Origin of the sequence: Rufibacter latericius, assembly GCF_003721515.1 — a bacterium.
In the GTDB taxonomy this organism is placed as follows: Bacteria; Bacteroidota; Bacteroidia; order Cytophagales; family Hymenobacteraceae; genus Nibribacter; species Nibribacter latericius.
In genome coordinates this window covers 261,000-277,928 of the sequence record NZ_RJJD01000001.1, presented here as the reverse complement: position 1 = coordinate 277,928, position 16,929 = coordinate 261,000, and the positions used below count along the sequence as shown (strand labels likewise).

At 50.5% G+C, this 16,929-nt stretch carries 14 protein-coding genes; 11 read left to right on the top strand and 3 right to left on the bottom strand.

Features of this window, described 5'->3' with window-relative positions:
- Positions 1-226: 226 nt before the first annotated feature.
- The 5 genes from EFB08_RS01105 to EFB08_RS01085 all read left to right on the top strand — a co-directional run bounded on the left by EFB08_RS01105 (position 227) and on the right by EFB08_RS01085 (position 5,611).
- Entirely contained in the window at positions 227-997 is a 771-nt protein-coding gene (locus tag EFB08_RS01105; RefSeq protein WP_227006159.1) for a 5'-nucleotidase C-terminal domain-containing protein, read from the top strand.
- A 90-nt stretch (positions 998-1,087) separates the two neighbouring features.
- Positions 1,088-2,023, top strand: a complete 936-nt coding sequence (locus tag EFB08_RS01100) for a bifunctional metallophosphatase/5'-nucleotidase (protein WP_123125067.1) — start codon at positions 1,088-1,090, stop codon at positions 2,021-2,023.
- A 95-nt stretch (positions 2,024-2,118) separates the two neighbouring features.
- Positions 2,119-3,543 (top strand): chromosomal replication initiator protein DnaA, encoded by a 1,425-nt coding sequence (gene dnaA, locus EFB08_RS01095; protein ID WP_123125066.1) that lies wholly within the window; start codon positions 2,119-2,121, stop codon positions 3,541-3,543.
- A 23-nt stretch (positions 3,544-3,566) separates the two neighbouring features.
- A complete protein-coding gene (locus EFB08_RS01090; protein WP_123125065.1) occupies positions 3,567-4,016 on the top strand; it encodes an RrF2 family transcriptional regulator in 450 nt (149 codons plus the stop codon).
- A gap of 956 nt (positions 4,017-4,972) precedes the next feature.
- Positions 4,973-5,611 carry a peroxiredoxin gene (locus tag EFB08_RS01085; RefSeq protein WP_123125064.1) on the top strand — a complete coding sequence of 213 codons (639 nt, stop codon included), beginning with the start codon at positions 4,973-4,975 and terminating at the stop codon, positions 5,609-5,611.
- A 115-nt stretch (positions 5,612-5,726) separates the two neighbouring features.
- On the opposite strand, the gene EFB08_RS01080 is transcribed toward EFB08_RS01085, so the two are convergent.
- Positions 5,727-6,224 carry a hypothetical protein gene (locus tag EFB08_RS01080; RefSeq protein WP_125077618.1) on the bottom strand — a complete coding sequence of 166 codons (498 nt, stop codon included), beginning with the start codon at positions 6,222-6,224 and terminating at the stop codon, positions 5,727-5,729.
- Positions 6,225-6,287: 63 nt separating this feature from the next.
- A complete protein-coding gene (locus EFB08_RS01075; RefSeq protein ID WP_123125062.1) occupies positions 6,288-6,722 on the bottom strand; it encodes an OsmC family peroxiredoxin in 435 nt (144 codons plus the stop codon).
- A gap of 319 nt (positions 6,723-7,041) precedes the next feature.
- On the opposite strand from EFB08_RS01075, the gene EFB08_RS01070 reads away from it, so the two are divergent.
- The 6 genes from EFB08_RS01070 (at position 7,042) to EFB08_RS01045 (ending at position 14,243) form a co-directional block, all read left to right on the top strand.
- Entirely contained in the window at positions 7,042-8,541 is a 1,500-nt protein-coding gene (locus tag EFB08_RS01070) for a GH3 auxin-responsive promoter family protein (protein ID WP_123125061.1), read from the top strand.
- Positions 8,542-8,555: 14 nt separating this feature from the next.
- A complete protein-coding gene (locus EFB08_RS01065) occupies positions 8,556-9,824 on the top strand; it encodes a S41 family peptidase (RefSeq protein WP_125077617.1) in 1,269 nt (422 codons plus the stop codon).
- A gap of 130 nt (positions 9,825-9,954) precedes the next feature.
- Positions 9,955-11,109: a 1-deoxy-D-xylulose-5-phosphate reductoisomerase gene (locus tag EFB08_RS01060; RefSeq protein ID WP_123125059.1), complete on the top strand. Its 1,155-nt coding sequence runs from the start codon at positions 9,955-9,957 to the stop codon at positions 11,107-11,109.
- A gap of 82 nt (positions 11,110-11,191) precedes the next feature.
- Positions 11,192-12,505: an RIP metalloprotease RseP gene (gene rseP / locus EFB08_RS01055; protein ID WP_123125058.1), complete on the top strand. Its 1,314-nt coding sequence runs from the start codon at positions 11,192-11,194 to the stop codon at positions 12,503-12,505.
- Positions 12,506-12,606: 101 nt separating this feature from the next.
- Positions 12,607-13,116 carry a DUF6702 family protein gene (locus EFB08_RS01050; RefSeq protein ID WP_123125057.1) on the top strand — a complete coding sequence of 170 codons (510 nt, stop codon included), beginning with the start codon at positions 12,607-12,609 and terminating at the stop codon, positions 13,114-13,116.
- A 296-nt stretch (positions 13,117-13,412) separates the two neighbouring features.
- Positions 13,413-14,243, top strand: a complete 831-nt coding sequence (locus EFB08_RS01045) for a hypothetical protein (protein WP_227006158.1) — start codon at positions 13,413-13,415, stop codon at positions 14,241-14,243.
- 514 nt (positions 14,244-14,757) lie between these two features.
- Here the strand turns inward: EFB08_RS01045 and EFB08_RS01035 are convergent.
- Positions 14,758-16,749 carry an OmpA family protein gene (locus tag EFB08_RS01035; protein WP_123125055.1) on the bottom strand — a complete coding sequence of 664 codons (1,992 nt, stop codon included), beginning with the start codon at positions 16,747-16,749 and terminating at the stop codon, positions 14,758-14,760.
- Positions 16,750-16,929 lie beyond the last annotated feature (180 nt).

The window sequence follows — 16,929 nt, the reverse complement described above, 5'->3', positions numbered from 1 at the left end:
CATATTTGATACCTGTGCTTGTGAACCTATTCCATTGAGCTTTTAAAAGAAGTGAAACAAGTTTAACGATAAACAGATTAAAAGTCAAGTGGTTAAAGCAGAGTCCGTCAGACGGGGAAAGTCGTTTTTAAGCCTGTTTTAGCCAAAGGATGCCCAAGCCACCGCAGAAACGCCGTTAGATTTTTTAGACCAGCCCCCGTACCTTTGTTAAAATCAGTATTTTAACATGTCATTATTTTCATATTGGCGTTCCCGTCGCCTTACCCTCAGTATGGGAATCGCCCTTACGCTGGTGGGTTGCCAAAAGGAATTAACGCCCTCCGCCAGCCTTTCCCAGATCACCGATATTCCCGTCAATACCCAGGTTCCGGCCGACTCCACCGCTGAGCATACCATCTCGCCTTACCGCACGCGGGTAGACCAAACCATGAACGAGGTAATCGGGCAGTCACCCGAGGCGATTGATCGGGGCGAGATTGAATCACCGCTGGGGAATTTCGTGGCTGATCTGAGCCGTACCCAAACCATGGCTGTGTACGGCAAGCCGATTGACATGGGCGGCATGACCAACGGAGGCCTGCGTAATCCTCTGGATAAAGGCCCAGTGACCGTGGGCGATGTCTTCGAGATGATGCCCTTTGAAAACGAAATGCTGGTGCTCACGCTCTCGGGCGAGACCGTGCAGGAACTCTTTGACTTTGCGGCCCGCACCAAAATCCTCTTCGTCGCTAACTCCACCTATACCCTGCGCAACGGGAAAGCCGAAACCATTGTCATCGGGGGCAAGCCTTTGGATCTAACTAAAACCTATACCCTGGCCATCTCAGACTACCTGGCCAATGGCGGCGACAACATGGGTTTCCTGAAAAAGGCCCTTAAAACAGAGAAAACCGGTTTGCTGGCCCGAGATGCCATCATGAACCATATCAAACAACTTACGGCCCAAGGCAAACCCGTGGTCTCTCGCAAAGACGGCCGCGTGAAAGTGCTAAATTAGATGTTAGACAATAGATGTTAGATACTAGAATTTAGATTCCTTAATAGCGGTCTAAAATCTAATATCCAGCATCTAATATCTTCAAAGACAATGAATCGTCGTGATTTTATAAAGAATACCCTGGCCGGGACGGCTGGCCTGGCGGTGTTAGGGCTTCCCAGTATCGGGAATGCCGCTTCTGCGCCAATCAAGCTTACTATTTTGCACACCAATGACATGCACTCCCGCATTGACCCGTTCCCCAACGATGGCCGCAAGAACGGCGGCATGGGCGGCATGGCCCGTCGGGCTACTTTGGTGAAGCAGATCAGGTCACAGGAGCCCAATGTGTTATTGCTGGATGCCGGTGATATCTGGCAGGGAACGCCTTATTTCAACTTCTTCGGGGGCGAACTGGAGTACAAACTCATGACCCAAATGGGCTATGACGCTGCTACCCTGGGCAACCACGACTTTGACAACGGCCTGGAAGGGCTGCAGAAACAACTGCCGCACGCCGGTTTCCCGTTCCTGATCGCCAACTATGATTTCTCAGACACCATCCTCAAAGACCGTTTTAGGCCTTATAAAGTGTTTGTGAAGGAAGGCGTCCGCATTGGGGTGTTCGGGATTGGTATCCAGTTGGCGGGTTTGGTAGCTGACAACCACTACGCCGGCACGAAGTACCTGGACCCGGTGGCAACGGCTCAAAGCATGGTGCAAACCCTGCGCGAAAAGGAGAACGTAGATTTAGTGATCTGTCTTTCGCACCTTGGTTACACCTATGAGTACGATAAGATTAGCGACCGAAAGCTGGCCCAGCAAGTCACCGGCATTGATTTGATCATAGGCGGGCACACCCACACGTTCCTGGACGAGCCTGAGAAATTCACCCATTCCAACGGCCACGTGACGTTGGTAAACCAGGTGGGCTGGTCAGGGATCAACCTGGGCCGCATAGATTTTACCTTCGATCGAAAAAACAAGGCAAAAACGGCTTCTACGGCTTCTGTGCTGCCTCTGAATGACCGTGTCAATTTTTCGTAATCTTCAAGTTTTTTTCTCTCAAGTTTTTTCCCATTTTTGTAACCCCCTGAAAAATTCGTCACTCAACTAAAGCGGGATTGGAAGAAGCGATGTTAATGGTAAAAGACTGTACAACCGTCTGGCATAACTGTTTACAGGTTATCAAAGACAACATTGGCGAGCAGAGCTACAAGACGTGGTTCGAGCCGATCGTCCCTTTGTCTTTGGCCGGAAACGTACTCACAATACAGGTGCCCAGCCAATTCTTCTATGAGTGGCTGGAGGAGCACTATGTGGGTCTCCTGAAGAAAGTGGTGTTCCAGGAGTTGGGCTCAGAAGGCCGTCTGGAGTACTCCATCATTGTAGACCAGGGCAACGACCACAGCAAGCCTCAGACAGTCAACATCCCTACCAAGAAGGTGCCTACGGCCGTGGCTAATTCCTATAGCCCTGAGCGTAGCTTCCTGAAGAACCCGTTTGAGTCGAAAGCCATTGACCGGCACTTCTTCAACTCGCAGCTGAACCAGAGCTACACGTTTGAGAACTATATTGAAGGCGACTGCAACCGCCTAGCCCGTTCAGCGGGATATGCGGTCGCTAACAAGCCCGGTACCACCTCCTTCAACCCTCTAATGGTATATGGCGGCGTAGGATTGGGCAAAACCCACCTGGTTCAGGCCATTGGCAACCACATCAAGAGCAATAATCCAGACAAGTTTGTGCTGTATGTGTCCTCAGAGAAATTCGTGAACCAATTCATTGAGTCTTTGAAGACGAACAACGTGCAGGATTTTGCCAACTTCTACCTGCTGGTAGACATCCTCATCATTGACGATGTGCAGTTCCTGAGCGGCAAGGAGAAAACCCAGGAGATGTTCTTCCACATCTTCAACCACCTGCACCAAAGCGGCAAGCAGATTGTAATGACCTCAGACTGTCCTCCGCGCGATCTTAAAGGCCTGGAAGAACGTCTGTTGTCCCGATTCAAGTGGGGTTTGACCGCCGATTTGCAAAGCCCCGACTTTGAGACCCGTATGGCCATCATCTACAAAAAGATGCAGTCAGATGGTATCCACATCCCCGATAACGTGATTGAGTACCTCGCCTACAGCGTGGATACCAACGTAAGGGAACTGGAAGGGGTATTAATTTCGTTAATTGCACAGTCCTCCTTGAACCGCAAAGAGATTGACCTGGAATTAGCGAAAGCGGCCCTGAAACACATCATTGAGGATGTGGAGACCGAGGTGAACCTGGATTTTATCCAGAAAACCGTAGCTGAGTATTTCCAGGTGAGTTTAGATTCACTGAAAGCTAAAACCCGCAAGAAAGAGATTGTGACGGCACGCCAAGTGGCCATGTATTTCGCGAAGGAGTACACCAGCCATTCGCTTAAGTCCATCGGGTACCATTTTGGGGGCCGCGACCATTCAACAGTGATTCACTCGGTGCAGACGGTTTCAGACCTGATCGATACCGATAAAAAATTCAAGGCTTCCATTCAGGAGCTACAGAAGAAGTTCAAGGTGAAGGCGGTTTAATAACGCGTTTTCTCTACCCCTATATGATTTCAAAAAAGGCCAAGTACGCCCTCAAAGCACTTCTTTATTTGGCGAAGCAGCATGACCGCGGTCTGGTGCTCATCTCTGAGATTGCCGCCGCCGAGCGTATTCCGCGCAAGTTCCTGGAAGCCATTCTGGTGGATTTGAAGGTGCAGCAGATTGTGCAGAGCACCCGCGGCAAGAACGGCGGCTACACCCTGGTCAAAGACCCAGCGCAGATTTCCGTAGGCAACGTCATCCGGATGGTAGATGGACCATTGGCCCCTGTGCACTGTGTGAGCCACCTGTATTACCGCAAATGCGAGGAATGCGTGGATGAAGCTACCTGTGAGATTCGTTTGCTCATGAAACGCGTGCGTGACGCTACCTGTGATATTCTGGACACTACCTACCTGGCCGATTTCTCTAAAGTAACGGCGTTGGTGGTAGAGGAAGAAGCGAATCAGATTTAAAGAATTTTATAGATATAGGTTTCTGCCGTTTTAGGGCTGTTTTACAGAAAGCAGTACTGAAACGGCAGTTTCTTTTCACCAGATCAACCACGCTGTTGCGGGTTTCAATCTAAAATTCCAACAGCTGTTTCCTCTTGCTTTTAGGATTTTCCTAGCTAACAGCCTTTCCAAAGCGCACTTTAGGGGATGTTTATACACGCAGATTATGGCGTTCCCTATGTTTGTTGTTTCTGTAGAGGCCAGGCACTGCCTTGTCTCCAACGTTTTCTCCGCAAAGAACAAATGCTACCCTAATGGGCCAAGGTGCTGCCACGTCTCCGTCGTTGGTGTTCTCACCAACGACCTCCTAAGCGCTTCCTAACCGCATGTCCCCCTTCGAAGGGGGTAGGGGGATGACTTCTTCTGCTGATTTATTCTCTTAAGGAGCCTTTACCTTTCATTCCTATCTTACCAAGCCCAAGGCTGAAGTCGCGCTCTGCCCGCGTTTGTCAAGTTGATCCTTGATGCTCAACCTAACCAAAAGAATCAAGAAGAAAAGATACTAACTGACGCTCAGACAGTCTTTTCTTCACCTCTTCGTACCACCCCACTGACGTTCTCTGTTTCATCGCTGACGTAGGCCACTGCCACTTGAACCGTTCCTCCGATTGGCGCAAGGTGACTGGTTCTAGTTGAGACACTGCAATGCTTGTTTTTGCTTCATAATTCTTTCAAACAATGCATACCATATCATTTATTTTCAGGCTATAAATATTTTGCTTTTAGAGGCATTTTCTTTGAACCTTCACAAATTTCTAGCTGATTAGTTGGATTTGCAGCAATTGGTCTCTTTATTTGTCTACTTCATCTATAGAGTTTCTTGAACTCTGCTGCTGTTTTGACGTGATTTAACTTGTCTGGCAGGAGAGGATGGAGAAATCAATTGGTATCTAATTTTCAAATCAAAAAGCAAGACCATGGCATTACGATTAGGCGACATCGCTCCTGATTTCACGGCAGAAACTTCAGAAGGCACCATTCACTTCCACGAATGGATTGGCGATGGCTGGGCGGTATTGTTCTCGCATCCGCGGGACTATACTCCGGTTTGTACAACGGAACTGGGCGCGGTTGCCCGCATCAAAGATGAGTTTGATCGGCGGGGCGTGAAAGTGGCGGCGCTGAGCGTAGACCCCATTGACTCGCACCACGGCTGGATTCAGGACATCAACGAAACCCAGAACACCACGGTCAACTTCCCCATCATCGCGGATGCAGACAGAAAAGTGTCTGACCTGTATGACATGATTCACCCCAACGCCAGCGATACCTTCACGGTGCGTTCGGTGTTCATCATCGGGCCAGACAAGAAAGTGAAGCTGATCTTCACGTATCCGGCCTCTACTGGTCGTAATTTCGCCGAGATTTTGCGCGTGATTGATTCTTTGCAGTTAACCGCGAACCACAGCGTGGCTACGCCGGCTAACTGGGAAAACGGGCAGGATTGCGTGATTTTACCGTCGGTGAAGCAGGAAGAAGTAGAAGCCAAGTTCCCGAAAGGACACGTGGTGGTGAAGCCTTACCTGCGCCTTACTCCGCAACCTAACCTCAACTAAGATTCTTTAGAAGTACCCGAGAAACGGGCATAAAACAGAAGCGGCCATTCTGCAAAGAATGGCCGCTTCTGTTTTATGCCCGTTTTCAGTAAAGAAAGCCTAAATCTTTTCTTTTTTATCTACGGGTTGGAACAGACGTATCTGTCACCGGAATAGCGTGTTTATCGGCGACCTCCAGAAGTTTGGCTTTCGCTACCTGCTGCCCTTTGCGGGTACTGATCAGTTTGAGGTTCACCAGGCACTTGCTGCCGTCGCGCATGGCAAAACGGGCCTGAGCGTTGTTCAGGCTGATGCCCAGCACATCCTGCAGGTGAATGGCTACTTTCTTCTTGAAGTGCCCTCTTTTCTCCACCACGTAAGCCGGGGTGATCTCCAGATATGACTGTTGGCCGAACAATGACGTGTTCTGCGCCAGAATGAAAAGCAAGTAGCCAAAAGCCAGAATCAGGAAGACATAGTGGATGAAGTGCCGGTCGTTGGTAGAGGTTGTGGGTTCCGTGAAAATAAGAAACAACCCGTAGGTCATCCACAGTAAAACCAGGGCCAACTGCACCCCGAAAGAAATTTTGTGGTCACGCGACGGCCGCAACCCAACTCTAGCCAATGATCTCATGCAATAAAAGTATTGGGCAAAGATAGTGAAAATTTAATACCGGCCGGAAACCCGAATTTTGGCCTAGGCGCCTTTCAGCGTTGCAGTCAGGGTCATCTCAGGTACAGAGGCCAGGGCTCTTGAAATAGGGCAGCCTTCTTTGGCTTTCTGGGCCAGTTCCTGCAGCTCATCGTTAGAGAGGCCCGAGGCTTCTACTTCGGTGGTCAGGTCAATTTTTCTGATGTAAGGGCCGTTGTCTTGGCCCAGGTGTACTTTGGCTTGGGTTCTTACCGAGGTAGCTTTCTTGCCTGCACCTTCCAGAAGGCTGCTCAGGAACATAGAGAAACAGCCGGCGTGGGCCGCACCCACGAGTTCCTCGGGATTGGTGCCGGTAACATCTTCTTCAAAACGGGAGCCGAAGGAGTAGCGGGCGTCCAGGGTGCCGCTTTGGGTAGATACCGTTCCTTTACCGTCTTTCAGGCCGCCTTCCCAGACGCCTGTACCTGTGTTATTTGCCATAGCTTTGTGAGTTTGGAAATGTTTAACCTTAAAATACTAAAAAATTCGGCTTTGGGTTATAAAAGAGGGGTGTCAACCAGGAAACTGACCCTTATGGCTAAGTGTGGGCCGAAACGAAAATCCAGGAATGTACCGGTCGTAAGTTTCTGTTTTAAGCCAGCTTTTCAGAAAACGCCTTCAAAAGGCAAGTGGAAAGGTGGTGGAAAAGAACTTGAGTAAGATTGCTATATTTACCCGATTTCAGTTGTGGGAATTACGGAGCTTTGCTTTGTTTTCCGGCTTTTTTTTTGGCATTGGTTCTCACTAACAAAGCATCTACATGGGTATAAAAGCGTTCTTGAGTAAACCGTTGGCGGCATGGGTGCATTCACAGCAGCAAAGCTGGATGGAAAGGCCCGCCCAAGCCCAGGAACAGGTATTTCAGACGATCATCCGGAAAGCCGCGAACACCGCTTTCGGGAAAGACCACTTCTTCAAGGACATCCAAACCCCCAAGGATTTTGCCCAAGCCGTACCCATCCGCGACTACGAGGCCCTGCGCCCGTATTTTGATTGCCTGAAGCGAGGCGAGAAAGATGTGCTCTGGCCCGGCCTTCCGCTATATTTTGCCAAAACATCGGGCACTACTTCCGGCACCAAGTACATCCCCATCACCCAAGATTCCATCCCAAACCACATCAACGGGGCCAAGAATGCACTGCTCAATTATATTCACGAAACTGGCCGCGCCCAGTTCCTGGACGGGAAGCTGATTTTCCTGAGTGGCAGTCCGGTGCTGGAGCAAGTGGCTGGCATTAACACCGGTCGGTTATCGGGTATTGTGAACCACCATGTGCCGGGGTATTTGCGCACAAACCAACTGCCCAGTTACGAGACCAATTGCATTGAGGACTGGGAAACCAAGCTGGACGCCATCGTGAACGAGACTTTGCAGGAGCGCATGACACTCATCTCGGGTATTCCGCCGTGGGTGCAGATGTACTTTGACAAAATCATGTCGCGTACCGGCAAGCAGATCAAAGACGTTTTTCCTGACTTCAACCTGTTTGTCTACGGAGGCGTGAATTTTGCTCCCTACAAGGCCAAACTGTACGAGAGCATCGGCCGGAAGATTGATTCCATTGAGACCTTCCCGGCCTCCGAGGGCTTCATCGCCTTCCAAAACGCCCAGGATGACCCAAGCCTACTTTTACTCGCCGACAGTGGCATTTACTACGAGTTCATCCCCGCAGAGGAATACCACCAGCCCAACCCGCGTAGACTTAGCTTAGCCGAGGTGAAGACCGGGGTAAATTACGCGCTCATCATCAACAGCAACGCCGGACTTTGGGGTTACTCCATCGGGGACACGGTGAAATTTACTTCGCTGTTTCCGCATAAACTGGTGGTAAGCGGCAGACTCAAGCATTTTATCTCCGCGTTTGGCGAGCACGTGATAGGCGAGGAAGTGGAAGGAGCCTTGCACGATGCCATGAAGGAGTTCCCCGAGGTGGCCGTGACCGAGTTCACCGTGGCTCCTTACGTGAGTCAGGGCGAGGGCGCCTCGTACCACGAGTGGTTTATCGCCTATGACACCCCGCCGCATGACCCGGAGCGCTTCGCCAAAGCCCTGAATTGGCACCTGCGCCGCCGCAACAGCTATTATGATGACCTGATCTCGGGCAACATCCTGGCCAACCTGAAAGTGACCGCTTTGCCGGCAGATGCCTTCCAGCAGTACATGAAGCGGCAAGGCAAGCTGGGCGGCCAGAACAAAGTGCCCCGCCTGAGCAATGACCGCACCCTGGCAGACGGCCTCTTGGAAGTAGTACAACCGTGATCTTCGTGTCCGGCATGAAAAAGGCCCTTTTTGTTTGGTTATGGTTTTTTTCCACGACGCTGGTCTTCGCTCAAGATCCTGCGCTCACCAAAGAACAGTACGAAGCAGATTTTACTTACTTCTGGAAAACCATCCAGGAAGACTATTGTTACTTTGATAAGAAGCAGACCGATTGGGAGAAAGTTCGGGAGATTTACCTCCGTCAGTTGGACACTATTTCTGCCCGTGGGCAGTTTGTGTCTTTGCTGGAGCGGGCCTTCAACGAACTGTATGACCACCATGCTTCTTTGAACACCAACACCCGTCTGTCGCCCCGGTTGGTTCCTTCCGGTACCGACATCTGGGCGGAGTTCGTGCAAGGGAAACCGGTGGTGTTGGAAGTGAGGAGAGGTTCGGGGGCTGAGACTGCAGGCTTTCGGGCGGGAATGGAAATTGTCTCAGTGAACGAAGTGGCAGTGGCAGACGCTTTAAAGCCGTTTTTAGGAAAATCCCTGCAAAACGTGGATCTCGAGGCTAGGAACTATGCTTTACGCATGCTTCTGGCGGGAAACCATGTGCAGCCTCGTAAAATTACGGTGCGGGAAAAGGGGCAACTGCGTACGTTTCAGCCCGATGTTCCTACCATGTGGCTGGAGGACATTAAGTACCCTGCCAAAGTGGAAGGCCGAAACCTGAACGGGATTGGGTACATCAAAATCAATAATTACCTGGGTGATAACAGCCTGATTCAAGCTTTTGACAGCGTTTTGGCATCTTTGGAACAGACCAGTGCCCTCATCCTGGATTTGCGGGAGACGCCCAGCGGCGGAAACACCACCGTAGCCCGGGCCATTCTGGGGAGGTTCATCACCAAGGAGCAGTTCTACCAGAAGCATGAACTTACCGCTGAGGAACGGCAATACGGGGTGAAGCGCAGTTGGGTGGAGATGGTATCACCAAAAGGAAAAATCTATAGGAAACCCATGGCTGTCTTGGCCGGGCACTGGACGGGCAGCGTGGGAGAGGGCATAGTCATCGCGTTTGATGGCATGAAACGGGCCACCACCATCGGGACTAAGATGGCCGGGTTGAACGGTGCCATTTACTCTTATCAAATGCCCAACACCCGTATCAGCTTTTCTTTTCCGGTGGAGAAGCTGTTTCACCTCAACGGCTCGCCCCGGGAAACCTATACTCCGAACATCCTGATTGACTTCAGCAAAGAAAAGCCAGAACCTAGAACTGATGTAGTGCTGGAGAGGGCCCTTGCGTTTTTAAGACAGAATAAGAAAAGAAACCTCTAAACCGAAGTAAAAGGCTTTCGAGGTAGATATAAGCTCAACCGGAAGCTTATTCAACCGGTTTGCCGCCGCATACTCCGGTTTTTAACCTATTTTTGTATTAACCGCCCCAAAACGGCGTTAAAGAGATTACATGAAGAAACGAGTAGCCATTCTTGGCTCTACGGGCTCCATAGGCACGCAGGCGCTGGAGGTGATACAGGCACAGCCGCAGGCGTTTGAGGTGGAGGTGCTCACTGCCCATTCCAATGCCAATCTATTGATTGCCCAAGCCATCGCTTTTCAGCCTAACGCTGTTGTCATCACGCAGGAAGACCTGTACGAGGACGTGCGCGATGCGCTGGAAACCTATCCTATCAAGGTGTATGCCGGCATGAACGCGGTGAACAGCGTGGTACAGATGGATACCGTGGACATCGTGCTCACTGCTATGGTGGGCTATGCGGGCTTGCAGCCCACCATCAAAGCCATTGAGGCGGGCAAAGCCATCGCCTTGGCGAACAAAGAAACCCTGGTGGTGGCCGGGCAACTGATCACACAACTGGCTCGGGAAAAAGGCGTGAACATCTATCCCGTAGACTCAGAGCACAGCGCTATTTTCCAGTGCCTGGCGGGCGAGTTCCATAACCCAATAGAGAAAATCGTTTTAACGGCATCGGGTGGACCGTTCCGGGGGAAAGACCGCTCGTTTTTGCAAACTGTCACCAAAGCGCAGGCCCTGAAGCATCCTAACTGGGAAATGGGCGCCAAAATCACTATTGACTCGGCGTCCCTTATGAACAAAGGCCTGGAGGTGATTGAGGCGAAATGGCTCTTCGGGCTGCGGAACGATCAGATAGAAGTAGTGGTGCACCCGCAATCTATTGTGCATTCGCTCGTTCAGTTCGAAGACGGTTCCCTGAAGGCCCAGATGGGCCTGCCAGATATGAAACTGCCTATCCAGTATGCCTTACATTATCCGCACCGCTTGAAATCATCATTCCCCAGGTTTAATTTCCTGGACTATCCGCAGCTTACCTTCGAGAAGCCAGACCTGGAGACATTCCGGAACCTTAGCTTAGCCTTCGAGGCCATGGAAAGGGGCGGTAACGCGCCTTGTATTCTGAATGCGGCCAATGAAGTGGCAGTGGCGGCCTTTCTACGCGAAGAGGTAGGCTTTTTGGAGATGTCTGACCTCATCTCTGACTGTCTCGCTAAAGTTGCGTATATTGCCGAGCCTTCTTTGGATGACTTCGTGCAAACCGATAAAGAGGCCCGTCAGGTAGCGTTAAGCCTCATGCAGGCGTAATCTTTACCCCAAATTTTCGACAGATAAAATACAGAGGCAGCTCTTTGCAAAAGCCTTTGTATAGAACTTATAAACATAGTAGATGGAAGCATTAGTAATGGCCGGCCAGTTGATTCTGGGCCTGACCATCTTGGTAGGGATACATGAATTAGGCCACATGCTCACGGCCAAATGGTTTGGAATGCGTGTGGAGAAATACGCTATCGGGTTTCCGCCCAAACTGGTGGGCAAACAGGTAGGAGAGACCGAGTACATGATTGGCATGATTCCGCTGGGCGGTTTTGTGAAAATCTCGGGGATGATTGATGAGTCATTGGACACAGCCACCCTGAACCAGGAACCAGAACCTTGGGAGTTCCGGGCAAAACCAGCCTGGCAACGCCTCATTGTGATGATGGGCGGAATTATCTTCAACGTGATCACCGGTATCCTCATCTTCGCGGCCCTGACCTATATCTATGGTGAGAGCTATTTGTTGGCCAAAGACGTACAGTACGGCATTGTCACCAACGAAATAGGCAAACAGATGGGCCTACGGGACGGCGACAAGATTGTAGGCATCAACGGAAAGCCGCTGGTGGAGTTCAACGACGTGTACAGCCCCGATGTGTTGCTGGGCCAGAATGGTTCTTACACGGTAGACCGCAGCGGACAGCAAGTAGTTGTTCCCGTACCTTCTAACCTGATTGATAAACTAGCAGACAACGACAAGGTAGGCTTCATCAACGCGCGGGAGCCTTTCGCGGTGAAAGCCATCAAGGCGAAAACCCCGGCCGCTGCTGCCGGGCTGCAGCCAGGTGACCGTATCACCAAAATCGGGAACCAGCCTATCCAGTTCTACCATGAGGCTACTCAGGAGTTGCAGAAAAACAAAGGCAAAACCATCGTCCTTCAGATTGAACGCGCAGGCCAGCCCAAAACCCTTAAATTGACGGTTGACGAGGACGGAACCATCGGGTTTTACCCAGATCCGTTATTGCCCCGTGCTACCCGCGAGTACGGGTTGCTGGCTTCTATCCCGGTTGGCGCAGAGAAGGCCTTTTCGGTGATCACCACCAACATCAAAGGTTTCGCCAAGATTTTCCGGGCCGAAGTTTCCCCTTCCAAAGCGTTGAGCGGCCCTATAGGCATTGCCCAAATCTTTGGCGGTAACTTCTCTTGGGTGAACTTCTGGGCCATCACGGCCATGCTGTCCATGGTGCTGGCCTTCATGAACTTCCTGCCTATTCCGGCCCTGGACGGCGGCCACGTGATGTTCCTGACGTACGAGATCATCTCGGGCCGTAAGCCTTCAGACAAGTTCCTGGAGAATGCCCAGAAAGTAGGCATGGTTCTTTTGTTGGGCTTGATGGGATTCGCTATCTTTAACGACTTCTTTAAGTTGCTGTTCAAGTAGTTAACATCTGAGTACAGATTCTGTTGATAAAAAATTGCCGGAGAAGACGCAAGATAACTGCGTCTTTCTCTGTTTGTAGGGAGAGTAGTATGAGAACGATTATGAAAAGAGTTGTGGGTATCTCGTTTTGGCTGGTCCTTTTTCTAGGAACCTTCCTGCCCCTAGCGGGGTGGGCCCATGAGTTCCACACCAGCATCACAGAGGCTCGCTATAACCCTAGAAACCAGACCTACGAACTCTCGGTGCGGCTTTTCGCCGATGACTTGGAAGAGGCCCTGACCCGTCGGCACAAAACCACCGTTCGGTTAGACCGTTCTGAGCGGGTAAATAAGTTAATGGCTGAGTACCTGCAAACGCACCTGGCCATCTCCACGGTGAAGGGCACGCGGGCTGCCCAACGGTTCATAGGAGCCCAGGAAGAAGCCGATGCCATCTGGGTTCACCTGGAGATTCCAGCGGGGAAAGCACCGGTTGGCCAGGTTTGGGTACAGAACGCTTTGCTGATGGAGGTGTTCGATGATCAGACCAATATCCTGAACCTGGAGATTGCCGGCAAGAAGCGCTCAGTGCTCTGCCGTTCGGGAGAATCCCAGCAAACGCTTTCTCTCTAAGGGCTGCAAAGAATTTAACAAGTGACAGGGTAGGGGTAGAGGCTGTTTTCGGTATCCTTTTACAGAAATAGGCCGAAAGCCCAGAGGCAAATGCCGGGGCTTGCTTTGGGTGAAGGGGAGTATTGCATTTAAGTATATTGGAACCAGGTTAGACTTCCCGGTAATAGGCAAGCAACAGGTATTTGCAATTGAGCCAGGGAAGTTTTGTTGATTGAATGTTGCTGTTTTGTCTCGCAGAGGAGCAGGATTGGAGAACGCGCGAAGAGACAGTTGAATGTAAATTTTAGGATTACTTTATGAGAAAAAGCTTTTTACGGGTAGTGGGTTTATTGGTAAGTTTGGGAGCCACAAGCTGTTCCTCTGTGTACATGCCCAATGTGCCAAATACGCCTATGTTAACGTCTAAAGGGGAATTGAGTACCAGTGGGCACATCACCTTGAAAGGGAATGCCAGTTTCAACTCTGCCTATGCCGTCACAGACCATGTGGGCGTGCTGCTCAGCGGAGCTATGATGAACAACAATAACAGCAAGAAGGATTTCCGCCATAACCTATTGGAGGCCGGTGGAGGCTACTTCACCACCTTCGGGCCGAACCAGAACCGGGTGCTGGAAGTATACGCAGGCCTTGGCCGCGGCAGCAGCGACCGCACCTTCAAAGACAAATCCTCCGAAGGACTCACCACCTATGACCGCCAGGAGACTTCCTTCAACAAAGTCTTCCTGCAAGTAAACTACTCCTCCAAGAAAAAACGCATGCTCAAACTGTTCGGGAATGAGCATTTCCTTAACTACGGCACCGCCCTCCGTTTGAGTTACCTCAACATGAGTGAGTTCGTCCGGAACGACATCAAGCAGCCCACCGAGGATAACATCTTCTTTGAGCCCATCTTCTACACCCGCATGTCTTTGACTCCTTCCATTCAGTTGCAGTACACCAGCGGCAGCAATTTCGGGTTGAAAAACCGCGATTTCATGACCGCCGGCAACTCTGTTTTCAGCATCGGGTTCATTGTGAATGTAGGTGGTAAAAACCTGAAGAAGGATGCCATACGGCCAGAAGACAGAACTCCGGCAATTCCGCCGTTGCCAAAATGGAATAAGAAAGGGAATACCATCAAGCTTTGATGGCGATATTCACGAAAAGTGTTTCAGGGCTGTTTTCTCTAAAATGGCCTTGAAACACTTTTTTGTTTGTTGGTCTTAGAGGTTGTTTAGATTTAATTACTGTTTTAAAAGGGAATAATGTGTTCTTTCTACGGTTCAAGATTGGTTCTATTCCGTTTTGCTTCCCATTTTGAAAAAGCGTACCCAAAGAGCACGTCCTCCTGTTAAGGAGGTAGGGGGATGACTTCTTCTGCTGATATTTTTTTCTTGGGTAAATTTTACCATGGTTCAAGTCTGCGACTTGGACCTTCCATGATCTGAAGTTTGCAACTTGGACCTTCCATGATCTGAAGTTTGCAACTTCAGTGAGACAACAGCCTCAGCTTACATTAGCAGAGCAGAATAACCTCAAAAAAGCAATTACTAAACGCTAATCAGCCCTACTCCTTCAAGGAATAGGGCTGTTTTATTATAGTACCGTTTTCTAGAAAATACCCCTAAAACGTACAGGATATAAACTCGTTAAATAATTCTCTTACCAATCTCCGTCGCCGGTTCCTGCGTCTTTGGGTTTAATCAGCTTGAATTCTACCCGGCGGTTCACGGCACGGTCTTCAATGGTGAGTTCCGGCTTGATGGGTTCTGAGCTGCCTTTGCCTACAGCATCAATGCGGCCCGAGGCTAGGTTGCCTTTGCTTTCCAAGTACTTTTGGATGGAGACGGCCCGCCATTGGGAGAGTTCAAGGTTGGCATCGGGGTCACCGCTGCTGTCGGTGTGGCCTTCAATGCTGAGGCGTACCTGCGGGTGGTCTACCAGAAACAGCACAATGCGGTCCAAGGTGGGTTTCATGGCATCTTTAATCTCGGCCTTGCCTTCGTCAAACTCCAGGTTTTTGAAGATGAGCGGGATGCTGTAGTCAATGAGGCTGGTCATGATCTTCATCACGGTGTCTTCCTTCAGGTTGATTTCCTTTTCAATGGAGAAAAAATCGGAGCTCTGGATGAGCATCATGTAGCGGCTGTTGTCAATGAGGTCAAAGTCAAAGGAACCGTCCTCACGCAGGTATTTGGAGGCTACTTCAATGCCGTTGTCCAGGTCAATGATAGAGATGATGCCGTTTAGGGGCCTGTTTGTGACAGAATCCATCAAAACGCCGGTGAGCTTAGTCACCGCTAAGGGGTGGGCCTCCATCGGAAGTGGGAACGAATACAGGTCCAGGTTCTTGAGGTCGGTGGGTTCAGAGCGGGCGTAGTACAGGTTGGTAGAGTTGGCGTTGATGGTGAAGTAGTACTCGCTTCCTTTGCCGTTCACCAGCGGCCCGATGTTGCGGGGCTCCTGCCAGTTGCCCTTGATGCGGTAGGCCTTGTAGATGTCAAAATCCCCAAAGTTAAGCAACTGCCCGCGCGAGCTGAAGTACAGCACCTGGTACAAAGGGTGGAAATATGGGCTCACCTCACTCTCGCGGGTATTGATGATGGGGCCTAGGTTCTGCGCCGGCGCCCACTGACCACTTTTTTGTTTATGGGTGAAATAGATGTCACTCATACCAAACCCTCCCAACCGGTCAGAGGCAAAGTAGAGCGTGTCTTCCTGTGGTGATAAGGTGGGTTGCGAGTCCCATGATTTGCTGTTCACGTTGGCTCCCAGATTTTTGAGCTGACCCCAGGAACCATCGGCTTGGCGAGTGGCCGAGTATAGGTCGCAGTTGCCCATCCCGTCGGGGCTTTCGCAGCGGGCAAAGTACAGGGTGTTGCCGTCGCGGCTGAGGCAAGCGGAGCCTTCGTTATAAATGCTGTTGATGGGTTTGCCAAAGGATTCGCCTTCGTGCCAGAAACCGTTCTCGAAACGGGAAAAGTACAGGTCTTCGTCGGTGCCGGTGGCTTTCACGCCCTTACGGCGGGAGGTGTAGATGAACAGTTCCTCGTCTGATCTAACTGCGGGGCCGTAATCTTCGGCCTTGGAGTTGATAGCGTCGCCCATGTTGGTGTACACCCCACGCGGCGGCTTGAACGTAGCCACTGATTTGCGGTACTCCACCAGTTCATAGTAATACTGTAGGGGCACATATAGATCTTTGTTTTTCTGCTCCAGGGAGTCATAGTATTGCTGTACCTGCCTGATGTCGGTGCGGTGGTGTTTCAGAACCAGGCGGTAGTACGCCACGGCTTTCTCGCGCTGGCCTAAGCGCTCATAGAGTTGCCCCAAACGCCAGAGAAGTTTCGTATCTTTATAGAAATTATCAATCCCGAAGTTGCCCACGTACTCGGCCAGCAGCGGAAGCACCTTGTTCCAGTCCTTCTTCTTTTCCAGTTTAAGAATGGCCTCGTACTTGGATTTTTGATAGTAATAGGGAGTGCGGTTGATGTTGGGGAAATTCAGCACCACCTCGGCTTCGGGAGCTTTTTTCCGAAGTGAGTCAGTAACAGGCCGTTGTTTCAGGCGCAAGGCGGGTTTGTTTTGGCCCGTAGCAGATAAGCTCAGGAACAGAGAGAGCAGGAAAATCAGAAAAGATCCAGTACGCAACATAACAGAAGGGGCATCTGAAAAGCATTATTTCAATATGCAGTTCCAAATGTAGCTTTTTCTGGGGTGAAATTATCCCTATTCTATAGAAAACAGGTGATATATTGGCACAGGTCTTGACAAGTATATATATTAAAGACAAACAACAGAACCGACGGGAGGATTGCTGCCAATTTGGCATCC

Coding starts and splice junctions, on each gene's coding strand:
- EFB08_RS01105 (WP_227006159.1), top strand. CDS start 227: ATGTCATTATTTTCATATTGGCGTTCCCGTCGCCTTACCCTCAGTATG.
- EFB08_RS01100 (WP_123125067.1), top strand. CDS start 1,088: ATGAATCGTCGTGATTTTATAAAGAATACCCTGGCCGGGACGGCTGGC.
- dnaA (WP_123125066.1), top strand. CDS start 2,119: ATGGTAAAAGACTGTACAACCGTCTGGCATAACTGTTTACAGGTTATC.
- EFB08_RS01090 (WP_123125065.1), top strand. CDS start 3,567: ATGATTTCAAAAAAGGCCAAGTACGCCCTCAAAGCACTTCTTTATTTG.
- EFB08_RS01085 (WP_123125064.1), top strand. CDS start 4,973: ATGGCATTACGATTAGGCGACATCGCTCCTGATTTCACGGCAGAAACT.
- EFB08_RS01080 (WP_125077618.1), bottom strand. CDS start 6,224: ATGAGATCATTGGCTAGAGTTGGGTTGCGGCCGTCGCGTGACCACAAA.
- EFB08_RS01075 (WP_123125062.1), bottom strand. CDS start 6,722: ATGGCAAATAACACAGGTACAGGCGTCTGGGAAGGCGGCCTGAAAGAC.
- EFB08_RS01070 (WP_123125061.1), top strand. CDS start 7,042: ATGGGTATAAAAGCGTTCTTGAGTAAACCGTTGGCGGCATGGGTGCAT.
- EFB08_RS01065 (WP_125077617.1), top strand. CDS start 8,556: ATGAAAAAGGCCCTTTTTGTTTGGTTATGGTTTTTTTCCACGACGCTG.
- EFB08_RS01060 (WP_123125059.1), top strand. CDS start 9,955: ATGAAGAAACGAGTAGCCATTCTTGGCTCTACGGGCTCCATAGGCACG.
- rseP (WP_123125058.1), top strand. CDS start 11,192: ATGGAAGCATTAGTAATGGCCGGCCAGTTGATTCTGGGCCTGACCATC.
- EFB08_RS01050 (WP_123125057.1), top strand. CDS start 12,607: ATGAAAAGAGTTGTGGGTATCTCGTTTTGGCTGGTCCTTTTTCTAGGA.
- EFB08_RS01045 (WP_227006158.1), top strand. CDS start 13,413: ATGAGAAAAAGCTTTTTACGGGTAGTGGGTTTATTGGTAAGTTTGGGA.
- EFB08_RS01035 (WP_123125055.1), bottom strand. CDS start 16,749: ATGTTGCGTACTGGATCTTTTCTGATTTTCCTGCTCTCTCTGTTCCTG.